Annotated in this window: 19 protein-coding genes; 7 read left to right on the top strand and 12 right to left on the bottom strand. The window is 36.0% G+C overall.

The annotated features are described in order from the left end of the window. The first annotated feature begins 259 nt into the window (after positions 1 to 259). The 4 genes from DSM00_RS03725 (at position 260) to DSM00_RS03710 (ending at position 4,742) form a co-directional block, all read left to right on the top strand. Positions 260 to 1,888, top strand: a complete 1,629-nt coding sequence (locus DSM00_RS03725) for an acyl-CoA carboxylase subunit beta (RefSeq protein WP_128756668.1) — start codon at positions 260 to 262, stop codon at positions 1,886 to 1,888. A 4-nt stretch (positions 1,889 to 1,892) separates the two neighbouring features. Further along, positions 1,893 to 2,321, top strand: coding sequence for a hypothetical protein (locus DSM00_RS03720; RefSeq protein ID WP_128756667.1), 429 nt, complete (start codon positions 1,893 to 1,895; stop codon positions 2,319 to 2,321). A gap of 1 nt (position 2,322) precedes the next feature. Continuing rightward, positions 2,323 to 3,429, top strand: a complete 1,107-nt coding sequence (locus tag DSM00_RS03715) for a sensor histidine kinase (protein ID WP_128756666.1) — start codon at positions 2,323 to 2,325, stop codon at positions 3,427 to 3,429. Between the two features lie 140 nt (positions 3,430 to 3,569). After that, positions 3,570 to 4,742, top strand: coding sequence for an MFS transporter (locus DSM00_RS03710; protein ID WP_128756665.1), 1,173 nt, complete (start codon positions 3,570 to 3,572; stop codon positions 4,740 to 4,742). Here DSM00_RS03710 and DSM00_RS03705 read toward each other — a convergent pair whose 3' ends face one another. The 8 genes from DSM00_RS03705 to menA form a co-directional block, all read right to left on the bottom strand. After that, complete coding sequence (locus DSM00_RS03705; RefSeq protein ID WP_128756664.1) at positions 4,743 to 6,062, bottom strand: M24 family metallopeptidase; 1,320 nt, start codon at positions 6,060 to 6,062, stop codon at positions 4,743 to 4,745. It lies immediately after the preceding gene. A 72-nt stretch (positions 6,063 to 6,134) separates the two neighbouring features. Next, positions 6,135 to 6,605: a hypothetical protein gene (locus DSM00_RS03700; RefSeq protein ID WP_128756663.1), complete on the bottom strand. Its 471-nt coding sequence runs from the start codon at positions 6,603 to 6,605 to the stop codon at positions 6,135 to 6,137. A 35-nt stretch (positions 6,606 to 6,640) separates the two neighbouring features. Further along, complete coding sequence (locus DSM00_RS03695) at positions 6,641 to 8,455, bottom strand: vWA domain-containing protein (RefSeq protein ID WP_128756662.1); 1,815 nt, start codon at positions 8,453 to 8,455, stop codon at positions 6,641 to 6,643. Between the two features lie 70 nt (positions 8,456 to 8,525). Further along, on the bottom strand, positions 8,526 to 9,602 hold the full coding sequence (locus tag DSM00_RS03690) for an AMP-binding protein (protein ID WP_128756661.1): 1,077 nt from the start codon (positions 9,600 to 9,602) through the stop codon (positions 8,526 to 8,528). 11 nt (positions 9,603 to 9,613) lie between these two features. Beyond that, positions 9,614 to 10,597, bottom strand: a complete 984-nt coding sequence (locus DSM00_RS03685; RefSeq protein ID WP_128756660.1) for a CPBP family intramembrane glutamic endopeptidase — start codon at positions 10,595 to 10,597, stop codon at positions 9,614 to 9,616. 3 nt (positions 10,598 to 10,600) lie between these two features. Further along, the gene (locus DSM00_RS03680; RefSeq protein WP_128756659.1) at positions 10,601 to 11,635 is read right to left on the bottom strand and encodes an o-succinylbenzoate synthase; all 1,035 of its coding nucleotides are present in this window, start codon (positions 11,633 to 11,635) and stop codon (positions 10,601 to 10,603) included. A gap of 10 nt (positions 11,636 to 11,645) precedes the next feature. Continuing rightward, entirely contained in the window at positions 11,646 to 12,326 is a 681-nt protein-coding gene (locus DSM00_RS03675) for a metal-dependent hydrolase (protein WP_128756658.1), read from the bottom strand. Positions 12,327 to 12,409: 83 nt separating this feature from the next. Further along, positions 12,410 to 13,312 carry a 1,4-dihydroxy-2-naphthoate octaprenyltransferase gene (gene menA, locus DSM00_RS03670; protein WP_128756657.1) on the bottom strand — a complete coding sequence of 301 codons (903 nt, stop codon included), beginning with the start codon at positions 13,310 to 13,312 and terminating at the stop codon, positions 12,410 to 12,412. A gap of 157 nt (positions 13,313 to 13,469) precedes the next feature. Between menA and DSM00_RS03665 the strand changes: the two genes are divergently transcribed. From DSM00_RS03665 to DSM00_RS03655, 3 genes are all read left to right on the top strand, one after another. Continuing rightward, positions 13,470 to 15,140, top strand: a complete 1,671-nt coding sequence (locus tag DSM00_RS03665) for an alpha-amylase family glycosyl hydrolase (RefSeq protein ID WP_128756656.1) — start codon at positions 13,470 to 13,472, stop codon at positions 15,138 to 15,140. 178 nt (positions 15,141 to 15,318) lie between these two features. Further along, positions 15,319 to 16,002 (top strand): type 1 glutamine amidotransferase domain-containing protein, encoded by a 684-nt coding sequence (locus DSM00_RS03660; protein ID WP_128756655.1) that lies wholly within the window; start codon positions 15,319 to 15,321, stop codon positions 16,000 to 16,002. Positions 16,003 to 16,383: 381 nt separating this feature from the next. Then, on the top strand, positions 16,384 to 16,971 hold the full coding sequence (locus DSM00_RS03655; protein WP_128756654.1) for a hypothetical protein: 588 nt from the start codon (positions 16,384 to 16,386) through the stop codon (positions 16,969 to 16,971). A gap of 65 nt (positions 16,972 to 17,036) precedes the next feature. Here the strand turns inward: DSM00_RS03655 and DSM00_RS03650 are convergent, their stop codons facing one another. From DSM00_RS03650 to DSM00_RS03635, 4 genes are all read right to left on the bottom strand, one after another. Beyond that, the gene (locus DSM00_RS03650; protein ID WP_128756653.1) at positions 17,037 to 17,981 is read right to left on the bottom strand and encodes an NAD(P)H-dependent flavin oxidoreductase; all 945 of its coding nucleotides are present in this window, start codon (positions 17,979 to 17,981) and stop codon (positions 17,037 to 17,039) included. A 4-nt stretch (positions 17,982 to 17,985) separates the two neighbouring features. After that, entirely contained in the window at positions 17,986 to 19,191 is a 1,206-nt protein-coding gene (gene mnmA / locus DSM00_RS03645) for a tRNA 2-thiouridine(34) synthase MnmA (protein WP_128756652.1), read from the bottom strand. A gap of 227 nt (positions 19,192 to 19,418) precedes the next feature. Beyond that, entirely contained in the window at positions 19,419 to 21,284 is a 1,866-nt protein-coding gene (gene yidC / locus DSM00_RS03640; RefSeq protein ID WP_128756651.1) for a membrane protein insertase YidC, read from the bottom strand. 106 nt (positions 21,285 to 21,390) lie between these two features. Beyond that, the gene (locus DSM00_RS03635; protein WP_128756650.1) at positions 21,391 to 23,031 is read right to left on the bottom strand and encodes a CTP synthase; all 1,641 of its coding nucleotides are present in this window, start codon (positions 23,029 to 23,031) and stop codon (positions 21,391 to 21,393) included. Positions 23,032 to 23,080: the final 49 nt, after the last annotated feature.

The following is a 23,080-nucleotide window of genomic DNA, read 5'->3' as shown; positions in this document are numbered from 1 at the left end:
AACTGAAAGATTTATTAAATACTGCGTTGGATATATAATCTAAGTATAAGTTTTTCTTTTTGCAACGCAGCTACAATCAGGAATATAATGCAAAAAGCAAATATCGCCTTTTTTTCATTTAAATATAACCGAAGTTACGAAAGCGATTTCGTATTTTCGTTACTATACAATCAGGCCCTGTTCTGCAAGTAATCAGCTCTTATAATAAGGGCTTTTCTTTTCAGTTATTAGCTTGATCTGAACATAATACACGTATTGAATGGATATAAAATTTAACAAAAACGAAGACCATAATAAACTTCTCGTATCTGATTTAAAAAGACGCTTCGCTAAAGTAAAATTAGGTGGTGGTGAAAAACGTATAGAAAAACACCACAACGCTGGTAAGCTTACCGCTAGAGAACGTATAAATTTTTTACTGGACAACTCGGAGAAAGCAATAGAAATAGCTGCTTTTGCGGGTGACGGTATGTATGAAGAGCACGGGGGTTGTCCCAGTGGTGGTGTCGTTGTTAAAATAGGGGAAGTGAGTGGCAAGTTATGTATAGTTGTTGCTAATGATGCTACCGTGAAAGCAGGCGCTTGGTTTCCCATAACTGGAAAGAAAAATTTAAGAGCCCAGGAGTTAAGCATAGAAAATAATCTTCCTATAATATACTTGGTTGATAGCGCTGGAGTTTACCTGCCTATGCAAGACGAGATATTCCCAGATAAAGAGCATTTTGGCCGTATTTTTAGGAATAATGCCGTAATGAGTAGTATGGGAATTACTCAAATAAGTGCAATAATGGGTAGCTGTGTCGCCGGTGGGGCATACTTACCTATTATGAGCGATGAAGCTATGATCGTTGATAAAACCGGTAGCATTTTTTTAGCAGGTAGCTATTTAGTTAAAGCTGCAATAGGTGAATCGATAGATAATGAAACCTTAGGAGGAGCTACTACCCATTGCGAAATTAGTGGTGTTACAGATTATAAAGCACTTGACGACAAGGACGCACTTACCCGAATAAAAAATATTATGGGTAAAATAGGAGATTTTGATAAGGCAGGATTTAATCGCATTAAATCTTCAAAACCTACAGAAGACCCTAAAGATATCTATGGCATCTTACCGGCTAAACGGAGCGATCAATATGATATGAAAGATATCATAAAACGATTAGTTGATAATTCTGAATTTGAAGAATACAAAGAAGCATACGGTCAAACTCTAATTACTGCTTATGCCCGTATTGATGGGTGGGCAGTAGGTATTGTTGCCAATCAGCGTAAAATAGTGAAAACTAAAAATGGTGAAATGCAATTTGGTGGTGTGATTTATAGCGATAGCGCAGATAAAGCAACTCGATTTATAGCTAATTGTAACCAGAAAAAAATTCCTCTTGTTTTTCTTCAAGATGTTACCGGGTTTATGGTAGGTAGCAAAAGTGAGCATGGCGGTATTATAAAGGATGGTGCTAAAATGGTTAATGCAGTAAGTAATTCTGTAGTGCCAAAATTCACCATTGTAATTGGCAATTCGTATGGTGCAGGAAACTATGCGATGTGCGGTAAAGCTTATGACCCCAGATTAATTGTAGCTTGGCCTTCGGCGGAATTAGCAGTAATGAGTGGTAATAGTGCTGCAAAAGTTCTTTTACAAATAGAAACTGCGTCTCTAAAGAAACAAGGAAAAGAAATTACTGAAGAAGTAGAGAAAGAACTCTACGACCGAATCAAAGCGCGTTATGATGAGCAGGTTTCTCCATATTATGCTGCATCACGTATTTGGACGGATGCGATTATAGATCCGTTAGATACGCGAAAATGGATTTCAACAGGAATTAATGCTGCAAATCACGCACCTATTCAGAAAAAATTTAACTTGGGGATTATTCAAGTGTAATTTGATGACTACAACATTTAAAAAAATCTTAATTACCGCAGTAGTAGCAATTCCTACTGCGGTAATTTCATTTTTGGTGATTCAGTACCTGTTACGAGATAAATCAGATATTTTTCAATCGCTACAAAAAGAAGCTGCCTATATTAATACTCAAACACCTTTGCAACTGGATGAGGAGACTACTCTTGACAGTGCTGTTGCAATGAATAAAAATAGCTTTGCATATTACTATACGCTTATTTACAGATCTGATGCTGTTAATAAGGACACCGTTACAAAATATGTGAAACCAGCACTCATTGCACGTTTAAAAAATAATCCGGAAATGGATTACTTTAGAGAAAAGAAAATTACACTTTACTATCATTATTTTGGATATGATAGTTTACCGGCAGTTACATTAAAAATAACCCCAGACCTTTACAGTAATTAATATGCACACTGAAGAAAAGTTTACTGATAAATCAGATTTAAATCTTGAATATTTCTTTGAGCTTTCTCCAGACTTAATGTGTGTAGCCGGTTTTGACGGATACTTTAAAAAAGTCAACCCTTCTTTTATAAACACATTGGGATATACTGAAGCTGAATTGTTTGCCAAACCTATTTCAGAATTTATTGTTCAGGCAGATCGGGCAATAACAAAATCAAAACGGGAAAACTTACTTAAAAGCAATCTTCTTACTCATTTTGAAAACCGGTACCAGCATAAAAATGGCGCTATCATATGGTTGAGCTGGTCTTCAATTGCATTACAAAATGAGCAGGTAGTGTATGCAGTTGCTAAAGATGTGACAGTTAAGAAGAATATAGAAATTGAACGCAATAGGTTGTTGCAGACATTAAATGAGACGAATAAAGACCTCAAGCATTTTAACTATTCTAGTTCCCATGATTTGAGATCTCCACTAAGTAATCTTCTGGCCTTACATCAACTTTTAGATGACAGTGCTATTGAAAACCCAGAAGTCGCAGAATATATTGCGCTTTTAAAATTATCTACTCAAAATCTGAATGAAATCATTAGCTCCTATATGGAGAAATGGATTAAGAAAGACCGACTGATCCTGGATCTTATAGAAATCAAGTTTGATGATGTTTTAAATAAAACTAAGAACGCTATAAATGAATTAATACGTAAAGATCAAGTAATATTTCTCACTGATTTTAGTGAGGCTCCAAGTGTCGTTTATTCACCAGATTACCTCCAAAGTATTTTTTTGAATATTATCACTAATGCTATTAAATATGCCCGATCTGGTGTAAGTCCGATTATTAGAATTTCTTCAAAAAAGAGCGGAAATAATGTTCAATTGATATTTAGTGATAATGGAATAGGAATCGATCTAGAAAAAGCAGGAGAGAATCTTTTTAAACTTCATCAACGCTTCAATCCAAGTGCTGAAATCGATGGTAAAGGAATAGGACTTTATTTAGTTTATAATCACGTTACCAGTCTTGGGGGAACAATTGATGTTTCAAGTCAGCTTAATGTCGGAACGACTTTCATCATAACTTTCAAAGTACGAAAACAAATCTAAAATCATTTTTATTACATTACCTCTACTACAATTAACTAACTAAATCGGTTAAGCAAACATAGTTTCAGCCCTAAAATCTATCATATATTTGCGCGATACTATCCATTCTCATTGTATTAATGGTAATTTAAAACAGTATTATGTTTAAAAAGAGTCTAATAGCCCTTGCAATAGGTGGTTTTGGAATAGGAATGACCGAATTTGTTATGATGGGTATTTTACCTGATGTTGCTAATGACCTCAACATAAGCATCCCTCAAGCTGGGCATTTTATATCGGCTTACGCGCTTGGTGTTGTAATAGGTGCCCCCATACTGGTGGCAATAGCTGGAAACTATTCTCCTAAAAAAATATTGCTTGCTCTTATGGTAGCGTTTACAATTTTTAATTCGCTATCAATATTTGCTAATTCTTACAACTTTATGTTTCTCTCCCGTTTGCTTTCTGGGCTACCTCATGGAGCCTTTTTTGGAGTGGGAGCTGTTGTAGCCAGTAGACTTGTCCCTAAAGAAAAAGCTGCCAGTGCAGTTGCAATGATGTTTAGTGGATTAACCGTAGCAAACATTATCGGCATTCCGTTAGGCACATACGTAGGCCATAATATATCCTGGCGTTATACATTTATGATTGTTGTAGCAGTAGGGATAATCACTGTATTGGCCATTCTTTTCTGGTTACCCAAAATAGAAAAAAATACTCCTATCCCTATTAAAGACGCCTTAAAGATCTTTAAGCGAGCAGAGCTTTGGTTAATTCTCGGTATTACTGCTATAGGAACCGGTGGTTTTTTTGCGTGGTATAGTTACATAACTCCCTTACTTACCGAAGTGAGTAATTTTGATGACGGTATGGTGATATTTATACTAATGCTCGCGGGTCTGGGAATGACTTTTGGAAATGTATTGGGCGGCAAATTAGCAGATAAATTTTCTCCTATAAAGGCAACGGCGATACTTCTTAGTGTAATGACTCTCTGCTTAATTACTATATATTTTATAGCACCTATACAATGGATGATGTTAATAATGGTATTTGTTACGGGAGCATTTGCCTTTTCAACAGCTCCATCTATACAGATGCTTATGATTAAATCTGCAAAAGAGTCTGAGATGCTAGCTTCCTCTGTAAATCAGGCAGCGTTTAATGTAGCCAATGCACTTGGAGCGTTTCTGGGTGGTTTACCTATCGCAGCTGGTTATGGTTATACATCCCCAGAACTTGTAGGCGCTATACTTGCTTTATGTGGTGTGGGTCTATCAATAGGAGTAATCTATCATAGAAAACAGTTACTACTTCGTACCGAAAGCGTTTAATTATTTAATAAGTATCAACTCTTCCTGACGCTTGTTTACATATCTAAAACCTTTTGAACTCCATAATCCGGCCTCTTCAAGCATTATGCGAATATCCTTATTCCACTCTGTTAAAGTCACGGTTGTATTAAGTTCGATAGCATAAACCGTATTTGGAAACAATTTGTAATCCCCGCTTCCTGCTACGCCGTCTTGTGCATCCCACATTCCTATGGTGGTACCAGCCGAGTGACCGTACAAGCCTAATGGATGAGTATATATTGAAGGTACTAATCCTTCAGATTTTGCTTGGTATAAAGATGTTTCAAGAATTTCATTACCTGTTTTACCAGTCGCAAAATTGGAAGTTAAAATATCCTGTAGTCTATTTCCCTTAGCAAAAGCATCAACTAGAAATTGAGGAGCACTTGATTCTCCTTCTTTTAAAATATAGGCGTGTTGCTGACAATCTGTATTTAACCTCAAATAGGAAATCCCAAAATCACAATGAATTAAATCGCCGGGTAAAATTACTTGAGCCGCGTTGTGATTTGTAAATGCTGTAAGATGACTCTCTAGTTTTTCATTTGCACGCTGAATATCAACTGTGGGATGAAACCAAGTCTCCAAGCCAAGATCTGTTACTTTTTGTCGTAAAAACCAAACTACATCTTCGGTAGTAGTGGTTCCCGGTTTTATTACTGAATTGCTAAAAGCTTCCTTAATAATCGAATGAGTAATACCTACGAGCTCTTGAAAAAGCTGAATTTCTAATGGACTTCTAGTTTCTATCCAACCAACAGCTAGTGGTTCGGCAGATACAACTTTTGAAACATATTGCCCGGGCAATTCATTTATAAAAGCCTCATAATCTGTCTTTACAATACCATCTGCAATGCCAAAATCTTCTGAATAATTAAGAGCAATTTTATTGGGATTACGCTCTTCTATAAGCTTAACCAAAGCTTTCCACTGATCGGGCTCCTGCTCTTTATCCCAGGCAGAAGTAATATTATCTCCTATGTTATATCTGGAAACAGCTAATTTTTCTAGTTTGTTTTTAGATTCGTTCCAATAAAAAACAAGAATCGTGCGTCTGCGGGCATTGAGCCAAGTTGCCGGAAGCATTGTTCGCAAAACCGGATCTTCATTATACTCTCTAGATATTAACACCCACATATCTATCCCAGTACGATACATTAAATTAGGCAACACGTTATCAAACCGATCTGCCAGAATTTTGTCTACCAGATTTGCACGATCACGCTCTGGTAAAATCTGAGCTTGCGCATTACTAAAAATTAAAAAAATGAAAATGGAGAAGAATTGAAAATAACGCATACCTAATAAATTTCTAGCCGAAAGTACGTATTAACCCCCAATAAAAAAAGGTGCTCAAGGCACCTTTTACAACTAATTATCTCTGTCTTTTTTTCGCTTTCGAACCGCTGAAGAAGAAAAATCCATTGCAATAAATTTTTCTATTTCCTCTTCAGTAAGAATGGACTTCAAGTTTGTTTTAAATTCCGTTTGCATACGTTCAAAATCTTTACGCAACGTTTCGGCATCTTTAGTTTTATCTTTTTGCAATCCCATTACATTATCAAAGTGATCTTCTAGATAGGTACGTAAAACTTCGGTTTCAAAAGGATCCAATTCAAATGTTGTCACATAATCATTAATTCGCTCATCCACTAATTCTGCAGAAGTTTTGGGTTCTTCACGAGGTCCTTGTTGAGAAGCCCCTGCTCCCATCATACTACTTCCCATACGACTACGACCATAACCGTTACCTCCATAACCTCCACCACCGTAACCATACTGCGCTGATGCATCATAAATACCTAAAAAAATTACAGTTGCAATGAAAAATAAATACTTCATAATTCTAATTTATATACAAAGGAATAAAAATATTATTAATTAGACGCCTTAACTAACCTTATAAATTCTGCTCTAAATCCTTCCTTATCATCCCCTCTACCTTTTTCAGCCAGGTCAAGTGTTAATGCTAAGGATGCATCATTTTTAAAGGGAGAATCTCTTAGCTGCATTCCAAAAAGGGCTAGGCTAGTAACAAAATTAAAATCGTCTGAAGTGCTTTTAATTTTTTTATCTTCAAAAGAAACAGCCTTTTCTATTAATTTACTTATTTCTCCATCAGGCTCTTTATAACGCAGTTTAACCGTAAATAATTCACCTTTAGAATTCGGTTTTACAGCTTTAGTATTTGTGTATTTAAGATCGTCAACTGGCTTTAGAAATTTAGATTCTTTGCCTGCAAGCAATACCTCATAAAGGGCAGTTACACTATGACCACTTCCTATCTCGCCGGCATCTTTTGTATCATCATTGAAATCTGCATCATTTAAGAGCCTGTTTTCATATCCTATAAGTCGATAACCACTCACTACTGCGGGATTAAATTCAACTTGTATTTTCACATCTTTTGCAATAGTATGCAACGTCCCACCAAATTCAGTTCCAAGAACTTTTTGAGCTTCTTGCATGGTATCGATATAGGCGTAATTGCCATTTCCTTTATTGGCTAATAATTCTAGCTTTGAATCTTTATAATTCCCCATCCCAAAACCTAAGGCCGTGAAATATATTCCAGAATTTCGCTTCTCAGTAATAAGATTTTCCATCTCGCGATCACTAGATAAGCCTACATTAAAATCTCCATCTGTTGCTAAAATAATTCTGTTATTCCCGCCATCGACAAAATGATTTTCAGCTAAAGTATACGCTAACTTTAAGCCTTCTTCTCCCGCGGTACTTCCACCTGCTTTAAGGTTATCTAAAGCATTTAAAATTTCAGTTTTGTTTGATCCATTAGTAGGTTTTAATACCGTTCCCGCTGATCCGGCATAGACTACAATCGACACTTTATCTTGCTCGCGCAACTGATTCACAAGTATTTTAAATGCAGATTTAAGTAAGGGTAGTTTATTAGGGCTATTCATAGAACCGGATACATCTAGTAAGAAAACAAGATTAGAAGGAGGTAAATTTCCTACCGGAATTTCTTTTCCTTGGATTCCTATCTTCACTAATTGCGTATCTGCGTTCCAAGGTGTTTGTGCCTGTTCTGTTTGTATAGAAAAAGGCTCGTTACTATCGGGTTGTTTATAAGAATAATTAAAATAGTTAATCATTTCTTCTATACGTACAGCATCTACAGGAATTTTTTGTCCTGCATTAATCATCCTACGAATGTTGCTATATGCGGCACGATCGACATCTACAGAAAAGGTAGACAAGGGATTTGTGCCTACGTGTTCAAACTGATTTTCATCTATACGTGCATAACTCTCTGTATTTCTAACGGACGATGAATAATCTGCAATTAGATTTGTTTTAGAATAAGAATTGGAGGCATATCCTCTAATAGCTATATCAGAAACTTCATTGACTACTACAATTTCATTTAAAGACTGAGAGGAGCGTAAATCAACTTTTAAAAAAGTTCCTTCTTTAATTGCTATAAATTCTGTTTCAAATCCTAGATAACTAAAAGCTAATGTATCACCTAAATGCGTTGCAATGGTAAAGATACCCTTTGCATCTGTGCTGGTTTTTTGTTTAGTTAATTTGCTTGTTACTTGTACTCCAGAAAGTGGTTTACCTTTGCCGGTTACGATACCAGAAATAGATAATTTGTCTTGCGCCCAGGAAGTGGAACTTGCTCCAATTAATAAGAGTAGTAATAGGAATAAAGTAAATTTTTGCATCTGATGTTTGCTTTAAAGTTCGATATTGAAAATATCAACTTTCCTGCCAAAGATCTTAAACGATACTAATTTAGATTTTTTGATCTGATTTTAAGCCGGTTATAATATCGCTCCGCTTAATTTTTCCATTAGGAGTACGTGCAAATTTAGGAACACAAAATAATTCTTTAGGAACTTCATATTTTTCTAAAACCTCGAAGTTGAGTTTAGAAGCATCAAAACTATCGCACTCCATAATCAATATAAGACGCTCTCCTAACTGGTCATCTGCAATACCGGCAACGAGAAAATTCACATCTATTTGATGTGCCAACTTTTTTTCTATACTCTCCGGAAATAGCTTTATACCTCCACTGTTTACCACATTATCTATACGTCCCAACCAGTGAAATTTTTTATAAGAAAGAAGATTTACCAGGTCATTAGTAATTATTGGATCTGTCGTGACCTTGGGAGCTTTTACAATAAGACATCCTCTATCATCTTGACTTACGGTAACCTTATTTAAGGTTTTAAATGGAGGTTCCTGATCTTTAGCTTTCTTTCCATTCACTCGGCGTATTGCAATATGAGTAATGGTCTCTGTCATACCATACGTTTCATATATTTTTGCAGTACTATCTTTAACGAGTTCTTTTAGATTTTCAGAAAAAGAACCACCGCCTATAATCAATTTACCTAGAAGATGCAACCTTGCAATACTATTATCTAGCTGAAAAGGAGTCATTGCAGAAAAATCGTACCGCTTGTAAACCTGATCTAATGGATTTGAAGAAGGTGGAACAACATCGAGTTTCCATCCCAAAATTACAGCACGTACAAACATCATCTTACCCGCAATAAATCGCGTGGGTAAACAATGTAGCGCGGTAGTTCCCGCATCTAGTTTAAACTGTTTTCCTGTTGCTTTAGCACTATTTATCATGTGCTTTTTAAGCAGTTTAATACTTTTAGGTGCTCCTGTAGAACCAGATGTATTTACAAATACAAAATCCTTATCGTTGAGCCAGTCTAAAATAAAAGAGGCGAGCTCTTGTTCATAGAGTTCGCCACTTTCAATAAGTTCTGTCGCTAAGATTTTTAAGTCTACTGCTCGCAGCGACTTGCCGTTTAATTTAAAATCTGGATGCACTTCATATTTAGACATCGCCTAAGTTTTTAATCTGCCACAAAATGGTCTTCTAATTTAGGACTTTCCGGCTCATTAATAGCTCCAAAAAGTTTTTCTTTCCATCCTGTCCACTTGTATTTATAAGCTAGAATTCCTAAAAATATAGGATAAATAATAAATACGGGCAACACATCTAGTATGCCTGCTTTAGGATCTGATATGTCTCTAAAGATAGAATCTGTCTGAAAGGCTGTCCAATCTGCAGTAACCAGTAATGCTGTAATAAGATTATTTGCAGCGTGATATCCTAGCGCGAGCTCCATCCCTTCATCCATTAATGTCATAATTCCTAGAATAAGACCGGTGCCAAAATAAAATACCATTACAATATCTCCCATAGCGCTAATCTCCGGATTGAAATAATGTAACCCCCCAAAAATAAACGAAGTAAGTAAAAGTGGGAACCAGCGATTCTTAGCCAATACTCCAAAACCTTGCATTAAGTAACCTCTAAAAACAAACTCTTCAACACTTGTTTGAATAGGTATAAATAGCACAGCAATTACTGCCAAAATTAAAAAAGGAACGAGATTAAAAGAAACCTGCATATCTTCTGGAGCAAAAAAGTAAGATAAAAGCACGGTTATAACTGTATAAATTGCGATCATACCAAAGGAAAACCAAACCCTGCCCCAATCAAATTGTTTTCGAGTTGTAATTATATCCTTAAAACGCTGTTGATGTATAAATTTTAAAACAAATAGTAAGCCTCCCAGAGCAAAGACGAAGGAGATCAAGATTAAAAACAACGTGAGATTTTTATCTAAAACCCCCATAATTGCATTTTGATCTAAGTTTTCCATAGAGCTTTGCATCTCTTCAGGATTGTCAATCTTTGACAATCCCATCTTGAAAAGGACTGCCACTGTTAAGGGTATTTGACCTATTGTTGAGGCTAGAATAACAAGCAAAGAACCTAAAAGATACCTCCAAAAATTGTGTAACGACTTATAAGCTAATTCTATAAACATAAACTAAAATTGAAAGCTCCAGTTTTGAAGCAGATTGTACCACAACATTCCTTGCTTTATTTCTAATGGGGAAGATACGTTATTTGAGTATAACCCGCCAGTACCAAGGCCTTGCGGAATTATCGTATTTTTAGAATACGTATACTGCGCGATGGCATTTAAGCCTATATTACTTTCCAATGCCGAAGTAATCCACCAACCTATACCTTGTTCTTCTGCAAGCTGTATCCAAGCATCACAACCTCTATAACCACCTATTAGACTGGGTTTTAAAATTATGTATTGCGGTTTAATTTGTTGTAAAAGTTGCTTTTGTCGCTCATAACCATAAACCCCTATTAGTTCTTCATCTAAAGCTATAGGTAACGGAGTGTCAGCACATAGTTGCGCCATAGCATTTTCCTGACGTTGTTTTATAGGTTGCTCTATAGAATGTAAATCTAATGCGGCTAGTCGTTTTAACTTATGAAACGCTTCTTCAGGTTTGAATGCTCCATTAGCATCAACTCTCAAAGTAACTTGCTCTGCGGAAAATTTCTCACGGATTCCTTCTAAAATTTTAATTTCAGCATCAAAATCAATTGCTCCTATTTTCATTTTGATACAGTCAAAACCAGAGTCCAGTTTATCGGCAATTTGAGCTTGCATAAATTCCGGCTTACCCATCCAGATAAGTCCGTTAATTGAAATTCCTGATGTTCCATTTGTAAAGTCTGAAGGATCCAGTATAAATGGATTCTCTGCATGAAATGATCTAAAAGCCATTTCAATTCCAAATTGTATACTCGGGAAATCAACTAGTCGATCGTATAGTGTTTGCTCGCCCAAGTGAATATTATCACACGCCCATTTTAAATTTTCTTCATAATCGGGTCGGTCATCTACACTAAGACCTCTCAGAATTCCGCATTCACCAATACCAATATTTTGGGCTTCCTCAATCTTTATAAACCAGGTTTCCTTTTGATTGAGAATACCGCGTGAGGTCCCACTGGGTTTTTTAAAGTCGAGTATGTACTTTTTATAAGTTGCTTTCAACTACTCGTATTTATAGTTCGAACGATTCTCCTATTTCTAAAAGAGTAAGTTTCTTTTCTACCGCCTCAAATGCTTTTCTGGCACCATCATGATCGATCTCTATGTAGCCAAATGTATCATAGTGACATCCTATAACATTATTACATTCTATAAAATCACTAGCGCGTACAGCATCTGCAATTCCCATCGTAAAATTGTCACCTATAGGTAGTACTGCTAGATCCAGATTAAACTCTAAGGGTATGAGTTTCATATCCATCGTAAGTGCGGTATCACCTGCCATATAAATAGTTTTGTCGCCTATACTAAAAACAAAACCTCCGGGTTGACCTCCATAACTTCCATCTGGGAAAGAACTGGTATGAATTGCATTAACATATTTTACCTTCCCGAATGGAAACTCCCAGCTCCCACCATGATTCATAGGATGCGTTTCAATATCTTTTTCAGAATAGTGATTTGCTATCTCATAATTACTTACTATGGTTGCGCCGGCTTGCTTAGCAATCGCTTCAGCATCTAAAGTATGATCTTGATGCGCGTGAGTTAAAAATATATAGTCTGGATTAAGCTCTTTTATATCAATTTTATCTTTAGCCAAATCATTTCCTGTAATAAATGGATCTGTAAGTATAAAATTATTTTCAGTTTTAAAACCAAAGCAATTCTGGCCGTAATAAGTAATTTTCATAATAGTTTCGTTTGCTATTTTTCAATATTCGAAATTTACGAAAACCCCTATTTTACTTCTACCGCTAAGCTGATAAGGTTTCGTTAAAAAAGAAATCCCAAAGCAAACAATAATGAAAAGAAAAATGTTGCTAGTGCCACCTTTTTTAATTGAGGATCCAGAAGCGCCGGACTGTGATTTGCTCTCACAACTTTAATATGCTTTGCTAAGGGAATAAAAACAACCAGTGCGGCTGCAGAATATTTAAAAGTGTTTGTAAGCTGAAAAAAAATCAGGCTTGCAATAAAAGCTCCACCAATTAAGCTGTAATGGTAAATTTTTGCCTTTTTCTCTCCTAAAATAACAGCAAGTGTATTTTTCTTAGATCTGGAATCAGATAATCGGTCACGCATATTGTTGAGGTTGAGCACTGCCATACTTAAGAAGCCTATGGTTAATGCTGGAAGAAAAACAACCTTTCGCAAATTAAGTGTGTACATATAATAAGTACCTACAACTGCGACAAGTCCGAAAAATATGAAAACAAAAAAATCTCCTAAACCTCGGTATCCATAAGCACCGCGACCTACAGTGTATTTTACCGCTGCAAGTATTGCAGACAGGCCTAAAATAAAAAACAATAATGATTGTATGAATTTATCAGAGCCAAAGGCAGTATAAATTAATGCAAGACTCAAGAGGCTGGTCAAAATTGCTGTAAAAACAATACCTGTTTTTAGTTGATTAGCAGTTAAAAGTCCGCTTTGCATTGCACGTGCAGGTCCTATGCGCTCCTCATTGTCTGTACCTTTAATACCGTCACCGTAATCATTTGCAAAATTAGAAAGAATTTGAAATCCCAGCGTTGCCAGTAATGCGAGTATACATATACTCCATCTAAATGCTCCGGCGTTGTAAGCTAACGCACTGCCTACAATAATTCCTGAAACAGACAATGGAAGTGTACGCAATCTGGCTGCAGAAATCCACGCTTTTACTCGTGTCATAAAACTTATACTTTATAGGTAAAAGTAGTCTTATCTACCCGTATATTAAAATCTCACTAGGGAAGCACTTCAATGAACTAAGCTTTAAAATCAATTTCTAAAATCTTATAGTTTACCTCAAAATACTTACTTTTCATTTTTTAAAATTCAAGTAGACATGAAACAAATAGTACTCTTTATCTTTTTAAGCTGTTGCTTATTAAGTTGCAAATCTAAGAATGACAATTCTAAAACGGTAGCTACAACAGACAGCGCCGATACACAGACTCCTTTTATATGGGAGGCTGCCAATATCTATTTTTTACTTACAGATCGCTTTAATAATGGTGACACAAGTAATGATATCAATTTTGAGCGTACCGAAGAAACTGCAATTCTTAGGGGCTTTGAAGGTGGTGATATTACAGGCATTACTCAAAAAATTGAAGACGGTTATTTTACAGAGCTGGGCATAAATGCAATATGGTTTACTCCTGTTGTTGAGCAAGTACACGGTTTGGTTAATGAAGGAACGGGAGCTACTTATGGTTATCACGGTTACTGGACACGCGATTGGACATCACTTGACCCTAATTTTGGAACTTACGAAGAACTTCAGAAATTAGTTACAACAGCTCATAAAAACGGAATACGCATCGTTATGGATGTGGTACTTAATCACACTGGGCCGGTTACCAGCATAGATAATTTCTGGGGAGAAGAATGGGCTAGACAAGAGCCACAATGTACATACGACAGTTATGACGCCACAACTATATGTACATTGGTTAGAAATCTGCCAGATATTAAAACGGAAAGTGATGCGGTTGTAGAATTACCTCAATTCTTAATTGACAAATGGAAAAAAGAAGGGCGTTATGAAACTGAGATTGAAGAGCTAAATACATTTTTTGCAAACAGCGGTTTGACAAAAACTCCTCGCAATTACATTATTAAATGGCTTACAGATTACATACGTGATCTGGGAATAGACGCCTTTAGAGTAGACACTGTTAAGCACGTAGATGAAGAGTCGTGGTCTGTTTTAAGAACCCAGGCAGATTCCGCATTTGAGACGTGGAAGCAAAACAACCCAGAATTAGTTCTGGATGACAATGCCTTTTTTATGCTTGGAGAGGTTTACAATTATAATATAGGAAGTGGTAGAATTTATGATTTTGGTTCTAAGAAGGTAGATTACTTTGCCCACGGTTTTGACAACTTAATAAACTTTCAATTTAAGTATGATGCGACTGGAGACTATGAAGTTATGTTTGCCACGTACGACTCTATACTTAACAACCAACTTAAAGATAAAAGTATTTTAAACTACGCAACATCTCACGATGACGGTCAGCCATTTGATAAAGATCGTAGTAAGTCTCTTGAAACAGGAACCAAATTATTACTAACTCCAGGTTTATCTCAAGTCTATTATGGTGACGAGATTGCTCGTAATCTTACTGTTGAAAATGCAGAAGGCGATGCAACACTACGCAGTATGATGCCATGGGAAGATTTAAATAACACTGCTACTAAAGACATATTAGAACACTGGCAAAAATTAGGAAGATTCCGTAGAGATCACCCAGCTATTGGAGCAGGAAGACATAATATGCTTCAAGCTAAACCTTACTTGTTTTCAAGAACGTATAATAAGAAGAATGTAGAAGATTATGTAATTGTAGGATTGGATTTAGCTGAAGGCGAAAAGACGATAAGTATCCCGCAAACTTTTGGTGAGGGAGTATTATTAAGAGATGCATATTCTAATACGGAAGCAACAGTTAAAGACGGAAAAATTTCAATTAACACACCTTATACGATTGTTTTACTTGAAAAAAAATAATTAGAACGTTGTGGTCTTAGTGGGAAATATAAATTTTAAAGTGAGGCTATATATTCCATCAACTTTTATTTAACACAGCTACTTATCATAGATCAATTTTTAAAAAGATTTATGCTCATAGCTTTGCCAAAATAAATTTAACAAATGGTGTTTAGCTACACTTTAAAATATAACAATTATGAAAAAGGTATTATTTGTTCTTACGAGTCATTCTGAATTAGGCAACACCGGAGAAAAAACTGGCTTCTGGGTTGAAGAATTTGCAGCTCCATATTACTTACTTCATGATAAGAATATAGATATCACTATTGCTTCTCCTAAAGGAGGTCAACCGCCTATAGATCCTAAAAGCGCTGCAGATGATGCACAGACTGAAGCAACAAAACGTTTTAATGACGATACAGCTTTACAAGAGAAATTGGCTAATACCATCATCTTATCAAAAGTAAGTCAGGATGATTTTGATGCCATATTTTATCCGGGAGGTCACGGTCCATTATGGGATTTAGCAGAAGACAAAGACTCGATCGCATTAATTGAATCTTTTTATGCTAACAATAAACCCGTAAGCGCCGTTTGTCATGCGCCTGCTGTATTTAAACATACAAAAGCTAAAGATGGCAGCTTTCTTGTAAAAGGTAAAAAGGTAACCGGATTTACTAACACCGAAGAAGAAGCTGTTCAACTAACAGATGTGGTTCCTTTTCTTGTAGAAGATATGTTGAAGAATAACGGAGGTCTTTATGCCAAGGGTGATGACTGGAGCGTATTTACTCAGGAAGATGGTCTTTTAATCACGGGTCAAAATCCTGCTTCATCAGAAAAAGTTGCAGAGCTTCTATTGGAAAGAATTTCTGCATAACTTACAAAATAAGTCTTCAAGTTGTTGAATTGTTTTCCCTAGAACCTATAGCAATTTGAAATCAAGAAACGGGTTGAATTAATTTTCAATCCGTTTTTTTTGTTCCCTTCGCCAAGAGTTTAAATCGCCCAAATTCAACTCGTTTTTTTTTAAAATGGGGAAGATTCTAGATAAATATGCTAAAGTTTAACATCTTGAAAACCCTAAATAAATTTTAATCATAACTAGCTAATATTAAGATATCTACACTATTAAATTATCTAAAAATTTTGAATTTACTCTTAACACTGCTTAACATATTGCTATTTTTTTTAGTAAATCATAGGCAATACACGAGTTTAAATGTGACTAGTTTAGCTATAACATTTAAAATCTAAAGAAATGAAACGATTATTTTTATATACAACAAGTGCAGTTTTAGGGTTATCAATTGCTGCCTGTAACACAGATGTAAAAAACACTGATGTGGCGGAAAACACACAAACTGAAGTAAAAATTGAGAAACCAGAACCACCCGCTCTAGTAATTCCTGAAGGATACGAACTCTATAAAAGTGGAACGTTAAATAAAGAATGGAAATTAACTATGATTCATCCTGAAAAAGCATCTGTCGATGTAGTTGGGAATCAATTAATGGTGAAATATTCTGGAGAAAACAATTCTTTTTATGGAGGTCTTACAGACGGATTTAATATGACTGTAAGTATTGTAAATAATGAGGATTCTCAAAAATATATAAAAAGTACAACTCCTGAATTAATAGGTAATTATGAGATGTTCAAATACTCAGCTCCTAATAGTTTAGGATTACAAGTAGAACATTACTTAGTGAAAATTACTAATGATGAGGAAACTGAAGATACTTATATTGATGTTGCTCTAGCTGTGAAAGGAGATGATAGTAAAGCGTATAAAACAATGATTCACGATATCCTAGAAACGATGGAATGGGAAAAGGTTGTTGCGTAACTTAACGAGATTAAAGTAAATACAAACCGCTTTCAATAAGAAAGCGGTTTTTTTATGGGTACTTATTAAAGTTTAGCTGCGTTAATTTTTGCTTGGTTAAAGTCAGACATTATTTCTCTCACTATATCTGCTGCCGGTTTAATCGTATTAATGAGTCCTGCTATTTGACCTATCTCGAGTTCGCCTTCATCCAGATCTCCTTCAAACATTCCTCTTTTTGCACGAGCTCTTCCTAATAAATCTACTAGCTGTTCTTTAGTTGGTGATTTTTTATAAAGCTCCTTAACCTCATCATAAAATTTATTTTTAAGAAGACGTACCGGCGCTAATTCTTTAAGTGTAAGCTCTGTATCACCTTCTTGAGCTTTCAGCACACTATTTTTAAAATTGAGGTGACTGCTAGCCTCATCAGAAGCTACAAATCTACTGCCTATTTGTACACCGTCTGCTCCCAGCACCATTGCTGCAAGCATACCCGTGCCTGTAGCGATACCTCCTGCTGCAATAAGCGGAATACGAAGATGCTGCTTAACCATAGGTATAAGAGTAAATGTTGTAGTCTCTTCACGTCCATTATGTCCGCCTGCTTCAAAACCTTCAGCTACCACGGCATCAACACCCGCTTCTTCGGCTTTAAGTGCAAATTTCACACTACTTACTACGTGTACAACAGTAATTCCTTTTTCCTTAAGATAGGAAGTCCAGGTTTTTGGATTTCCCGCACTGGTAAATACTATCTTAACATCTTCAGCAATTATAATTTCAATTAGCTTATCAATATCCGGGTATAATAAAGGAACATTAACACCAAAGGGTTTTGTGGTAGCTTTTTTACATTTAATAATATGCTCTTTAAGAACATCAGGATACATAGAACCTGCTCCTAAAATCCCCAATCCACCAGCATTACTTACCGCACTAGCTAGTTTCCAGCCACTGGCCCAGATCATTCCCGCTTGAATTAGTGGATATTGTATTTTGAAAAGTGATGTGATTTTATTCAATGCTATAGTTTTATGATATAACTCCTGAGCCTAGACATTCGGCACCATCATACCAAGCTACAAATTGTCCTTCACTTATTGCTGCCTGAGGTTCATCAAACGAAACATACAAACCGCTATTCTCTTTGTGAAGCCACGCCTTTTGGAGTGGCTGACGGTATCTAATACGCGCTTCGACCTCTCTAATTTCTCCATTTTCAAGATGTAAATCCTCTCGTATATAATGAATTTCACTCTCCTGAACAAATAGTGCAGAACGTAATAAACCCGGGTGATCTTTGCCTTGCCCTGTATAAATTATATTTTCTTCGACATCAGTATCGATGACAAATAAAGGTTCTGCAGTACCGCCTACCGCAAGACCTTTACGCTGGCCTTTTGTAAAATAATGAGCTCCTTGATGTTTACCTACAACTTTACCATCAGTGATGGTATACTTTGGTTTTTCAGCAAGTACTGAAACCGCAGCAGCAGATATTGCAACACTATCTATTTGTTCTTCTTGTATTAAATCTAATTTTTCCTGAGCCTTTGCTGCAGAAATTTCTACAATAACTCCCTCCTTCGGCTTTAACTGCTGCTGTAGAAAATCTGGAAGACGAACTTTTCCTATAAAACAAAGACCTTGAGAATCTTTTTTATCGGCTGTAACAAGGTTTTGCTCCTTGGCTATTTTGCGTACTTCACTCTTTTGCAGACTTCCAATAGGAAATAACGTTTTTGCTAATTGCTCTTGAGATAACTGACATAAAAAATAAGATTGATCTTTATTATCATCTGCTCCTGCCTTTAATTGAAATATCGGTTTTCCATCCACTTCAATTTCTCCTTTCTGACAATAATGTCCCGTTGCTACAAAATCTGCTCCTAGCTCTAGTGCAATTTTCATAAAGACATCAAACTTTATTTCTCGGTTACACAATACATCAGGATTAGGCGTTCTTCCCATCTCGTATTCCCTAAACATGTAGTCAACTATGCGATCTTTATATTCAACACTTAAATCGACAGTTTGAAAAGGTATACCCAGCTTTTCGGCTACTAGCATAGCATCGTTACTGTCATCAAGCCAAGGACAATCATCTGATATGGTCACAGAATCATCGTGCCAGTTCTTCATAAACAGACCTATCACATTATAACCTGCTTCCTTTAGCAAATATGCAGAAACACTACTATCTACACCACCACTAAGACCTACAACTACGGTTTTCATAAACTTCTATTTGATTTTTTTAAGTCGCAAAATGTTTTGCAAAATTACGAAACATAGTCTCATAGTATGCAACTACATCCGTGTCATCGTATAGAATCCTAATTTCAACAAACATAACTATTATAGAAGCATCCCTTTAGTTATATCAATATATACCAATTACACCCTAAATAAAAAAGCCCTTCAAGTTAACTTGAAGGGCTTTTTTATTTAGCATTGCTGCTTTATTATTTCTTCTTTTGTTGCGCTTCGGCTTGCTCCATCATTTCAGAAAACTTCTTAGTGAAACGATTTTGTTTTTTCGGCTTTGCCTTTGCTGTAGCGATTTTTGCGTGAATCTTGTTTTCATCTAAGATGAAATTTTTGATTACCAGCATAATTCCAATGGTAATTAAGTTTGAAATAAAGTAGTATAAACTCAATCCACTAGCGTAGTTGTTGAAGAAAAACAACATCATTAATGGCGACAAGTACATTAAAAATTTCATATTAGGCATCCCCGGTTGTTGTGCCTGTTGCATACTTTGACCGGTAGTCATTGTCATATAGATAAATATCGCAATAGAAGCTAAAATTGGGAACAAACTTACGTGATCACCATAAAACGGAATTGAAAACGGTAAGTCTGCTATTTTATCATAGCTTGATAAATCGTCTGCCCATAAAAAGCTTTCGTGTCTTAATGCAAATGCAGATGGGAAAAATGTAAATAAAGCATAGAAAACCGGTATTTGTAGTAATCCTGGGATACATCCACTTAATGGACTCGCGCCAGCTTTACTATAAATCTTCATAGTTTCTTGCTGCTTTTTCATCGCATTATCAGCATACTTCTCGTTAATCTCATTAATTTCAGGTCTTAGAACCTTCATTTTTGCCTGAGATAAATACTGCTTGTACTGAACTGGAGAAAGTAATAATTTGATAGCAATCGTTAATAATATAATTGCAATTCCTGCAGGAAAATAAGCGATCAGGAAGTTAAAGAATGGTATAATTAAATACTTATTGATAAATCCAAAAATTCCCCATCCTAAAGGCATAGCCTCATCGATATCACGATCATAGTTATTAAGAACTTGATAATCTGTAGGACCATAATAGAAATCCATTGCATAATTAAGCTCTCCATTAACCGGAGTAAGTAACATTTCTGCAGCGTATTTCTTAGTAAAAATTGTATCTACTTCCTCATCTTCAACTAGATTTTGAGATTTAAAAGTTACTTGCTCAAAAGGCTGGTCTGTTAATAAGATAGAACTAAAGAAATGTTGTCTAAAGTTTAACCAGTCTACATCTGTCTCAATAGCGTCATCTTCACCTGATTGATCTAATTTATCGTGATCACCTTCTTCATATTCGTACGTTAAACGTGTGTAACGATTCTCATAACTAATACTTTTAGCATGACGATACCCTTTAAGCTCCCAGTCTAAATTTATTGGCTGCGAAGTATTTATCACACTTTGAAGACCTACCGTTTTTATACCGAAACCCATCATATAATCATCTGGTTTCAACGTGTAGCGGTATTCTAGATATTCATTTGCAGCAACTTTCAGTTTCATAGAAAGAACCTGATTTTCTCCTTCCTTACTTAGCGAAGGTTCAAAATACATGTTTTCACTATTTAAAGTTCTGTTATCTGTAGTAGCGAAGTTTAGATTAAACCGACTGTTTCCGTCCTTTATTAAATAAACCGGTAAAGAGTCATAACTTTTAAATTGCTTTAAACGAGCTTCAACAATAAAACCTCCTTTATTGCTAATTTTAAGAGCTAAAACATCATTCTCAAGTTCGGTAATATTATCTGTAGCAGATGGTAATGAAGCAGAATAGGCAAAACTACCTAATGTTGCTTTGTATCGTTCCATTGCCGCTGAATCTTGTGGTAGAGTTGCATCAGCAAGTTCGGTATTTTTTGTAGCTGTAGGAGTTATTACTCGCTTTTCTGCATCTATTTGCTCTTGCTTAGCTTTTTCTGCAGCCAGCTCTTCTGGCGATGGCTGGTTTTGCCAAAGCATAAATAATAAAATTGCTCCTATTAAAAGGAACCCTATCATTGACTGTTTGTCAAATTTCTTTTCTTCCATAATTGTGCGGCAAAGTGCCTATTCTAATTTTTAATAAACTTGCGTGCATACCTATCGCTACAGCGAAAATCTACAAACGGCTTAGAAGCAATAACAATCCCAGAGATTAGTTATGTGCCACATTGTCTGTACTTTTTGACTGGCTATATTTTACAGCAGCCTGTACGTAAGCTACAAATAGTGGATGCGGATTAGCGACTGTACTTTTATATTCGGGGTGGTATTGTACACCTACAAACCAAGGATGGTCTGCTATTTCAATGATTTCTACAAGTCCAGTTTTAGGATTAGTACCGGTAACTTTAAGTCCGGCATTCTCTAGCTGAGCTCGGTAAGCATCATTAAATTCATAACGATGACGGTGACGCTCGGTAATAGTAGCTTTTTGATACACATCAGATACAATGCTATCTTCAGCTAAACTACAATCCCACGAACCTAAACGCATTGTGCCTCCCATATGCTTAAGATCTTTTTGATCTTCCATAAGACTAATAACCGGCGTGGTAGTGCCAGGTTGCATTTCTGTAGAATTTGCATCAGAAAGACCAGCTACGTTGCGAGAAAACTCGATAACAGCCATTTGCATACCTAAGCAGATACCTAAAAAAGGAATTTTATGCTCACGCGCATATTGTACAGCTTTAATCTTACCTTCTATACCACGCTCTCCAAAACCAGGTGCGACTAATAGACCGTCTAATTTTGATATTTTATTGTCTATTATCTGCTGAGAAATAAATTCTGAATGTATAGGCTCAACAATTACACGCACTTCATTTTCAGCGCCTGCATGTATAAAAGCTTCTAAAATTGATTTATAAGAATCCTGAAGCTCAACATATTTTCCAATCAATCCTATTCTAACCTCAGCCTTAGGATTTTTATGTCTGCGTAAAAACTCATTCCAGCGTGTTAATACAGGTTCGTTTTCTGCAGATAAATTTAATTTTGAAAGAGTAATTGTATCTAGTCCTTCTTCTAGCATCATATTAGGCACATCATAAATTGTTGATGCATCTATAGACTGAATTACTGCTTCTTTACGCACATTGCAAAATAAAGCCAACTTCTCACGTAGATCGTCGCTTAATTCGTGCTCTGTTCTGCAAACCAAAATATCTGCTTTTATACCACTTTCCATTAGGGTTTTTACAGAATGCTGGGTAGGTTTGGTTTTCAACTCTCCGGCGGCAGAAAGATAAGGTACCAAAGTAAGGTGTATAACTAAGGCATTCTCATCTCCAAGTTCCCATTTAAGTTGACGTACCGCCTCGATATAAGGAAGTGATTCTATATCACCTACAGTACCACCTATTTCGGTAAGAACAATATCATAATCACCCGTATTACCTAGAGTTTTAATACGTTCTTTAATTTCATTGGTGATATGAGGTACAACTTGAACAGTTTTTCCTAAAAATTCCCCACGTCTTTCCTTCTCAATTACGCTTTGATAAATACGCCCGGTAGTTACGTTATTTGCCTGAGAGGTATTTACATTTAAAAAACGCTCGTAATGACCAAGGTCTAAGTCGGTCTCTGCACCATCATCTGTAACATAACATTCCCCATGTTCATATGGATTTAATGTACCCGGATCAACATTTATATATGGATCTAATTTTTGAATTGTAACACGATAACCACGTGCCTGTAACAGCTTTGCTAATGAAGCTGCGATTATACCTTTACCTAATGAAGAAGAAACCCCGCCCGTGACGAAGATGTACTTAGTATCTGCCATCTGTATCTTGATTATTTATGCTCACTTTAACAATCTGAGCACGTCTACG

Source organism: Leeuwenhoekiella aequorea (genome assembly GCF_004104375.1).
Classification (GTDB): domain Bacteria; phylum Bacteroidota; class Bacteroidia; order Flavobacteriales; family Flavobacteriaceae; genus Leeuwenhoekiella; species Leeuwenhoekiella aequorea.
Note: the sequence above shows the minus strand (reverse complement) of the source record. Positions and strands in the feature narration are given on the sequence as shown.

Bases quoted from the DNA above. Each gene is read 5' to 3' on its own strand.
- DSM00_RS03715 (WP_128756666.1), top strand. From the start codon at position 2,323: ATGCACACTGAAGAAAAGTTTACTGATAAATCAGATTTAAATCTTGAA.
- DSM00_RS03660 (WP_128756655.1), top strand. From the start codon at position 15,319: ATGAAAAAGGTATTATTTGTTCTTACGAGTCATTCTGAATTAGGCAAC.
- DSM00_RS03635 (WP_128756650.1), bottom strand. From the start codon at position 23,031: ATGGCAGATACTAAGTACATCTTCGTCACGGGCGGGGTTTCTTCTTCA.
- yidC (WP_128756651.1), bottom strand. From the start codon at position 21,284: ATGGAAGAAAAGAAATTTGACAAACAGTCAATGATAGGGTTCCTTTTA.
- DSM00_RS03690 (WP_128756661.1), bottom strand. From the start codon at position 9,602: ATGTCTAAATATGAAGTGCATCCAGATTTTAAATTAAACGGCAAGTCG.
- DSM00_RS03710 (WP_128756665.1), top strand. From the start codon at position 3,570: ATGTTTAAAAAGAGTCTAATAGCCCTTGCAATAGGTGGTTTTGGAATA.
- menA (WP_128756657.1), bottom strand. From the start codon at position 13,312: ATGACACGAGTAAAAGCGTGGATTTCTGCAGCCAGATTGCGTACACTT.
- DSM00_RS03665 (WP_128756656.1), top strand. From the start codon at position 13,470: ATGAAACAAATAGTACTCTTTATCTTTTTAAGCTGTTGCTTATTAAGT.
- DSM00_RS03695 (WP_128756662.1), bottom strand. From the start codon at position 8,455: ATGCAAAAATTTACTTTATTCCTATTACTACTCTTATTAATTGGAGCA.
- mnmA (WP_128756652.1), bottom strand. From the start codon at position 19,191: ATGAAAACCGTAGTTGTAGGTCTTAGTGGTGGTGTAGATAGTAGTGTT.
- DSM00_RS03700 (WP_128756663.1), bottom strand. From the start codon at position 6,605: ATGAAGTATTTATTTTTCATTGCAACTGTAATTTTTTTAGGTATTTAT.
- DSM00_RS03685 (WP_128756660.1), bottom strand. From the start codon at position 10,597: ATGTTTATAGAATTAGCTTATAAGTCGTTACACAATTTTTGGAGGTAT.
- DSM00_RS03705 (WP_128756664.1), bottom strand. From the start codon at position 6,062: ATGCGTTATTTTCAATTCTTCTCCATTTTCATTTTTTTAATTTTTAGT.
- DSM00_RS03675 (WP_128756658.1), bottom strand. From the start codon at position 12,326: ATGAAAATTACTTATTACGGCCAGAATTGCTTTGGTTTTAAAACTGAA.
- DSM00_RS03720 (WP_128756667.1), top strand. From the start codon at position 1,893: ATGACTACAACATTTAAAAAAATCTTAATTACCGCAGTAGTAGCAATT.
- DSM00_RS03655 (WP_128756654.1), top strand. From the start codon at position 16,384: ATGAAACGATTATTTTTATATACAACAAGTGCAGTTTTAGGGTTATCA.
- DSM00_RS03725 (WP_128756668.1), top strand. From the start codon at position 260: ATGGATATAAAATTTAACAAAAACGAAGACCATAATAAACTTCTCGTA.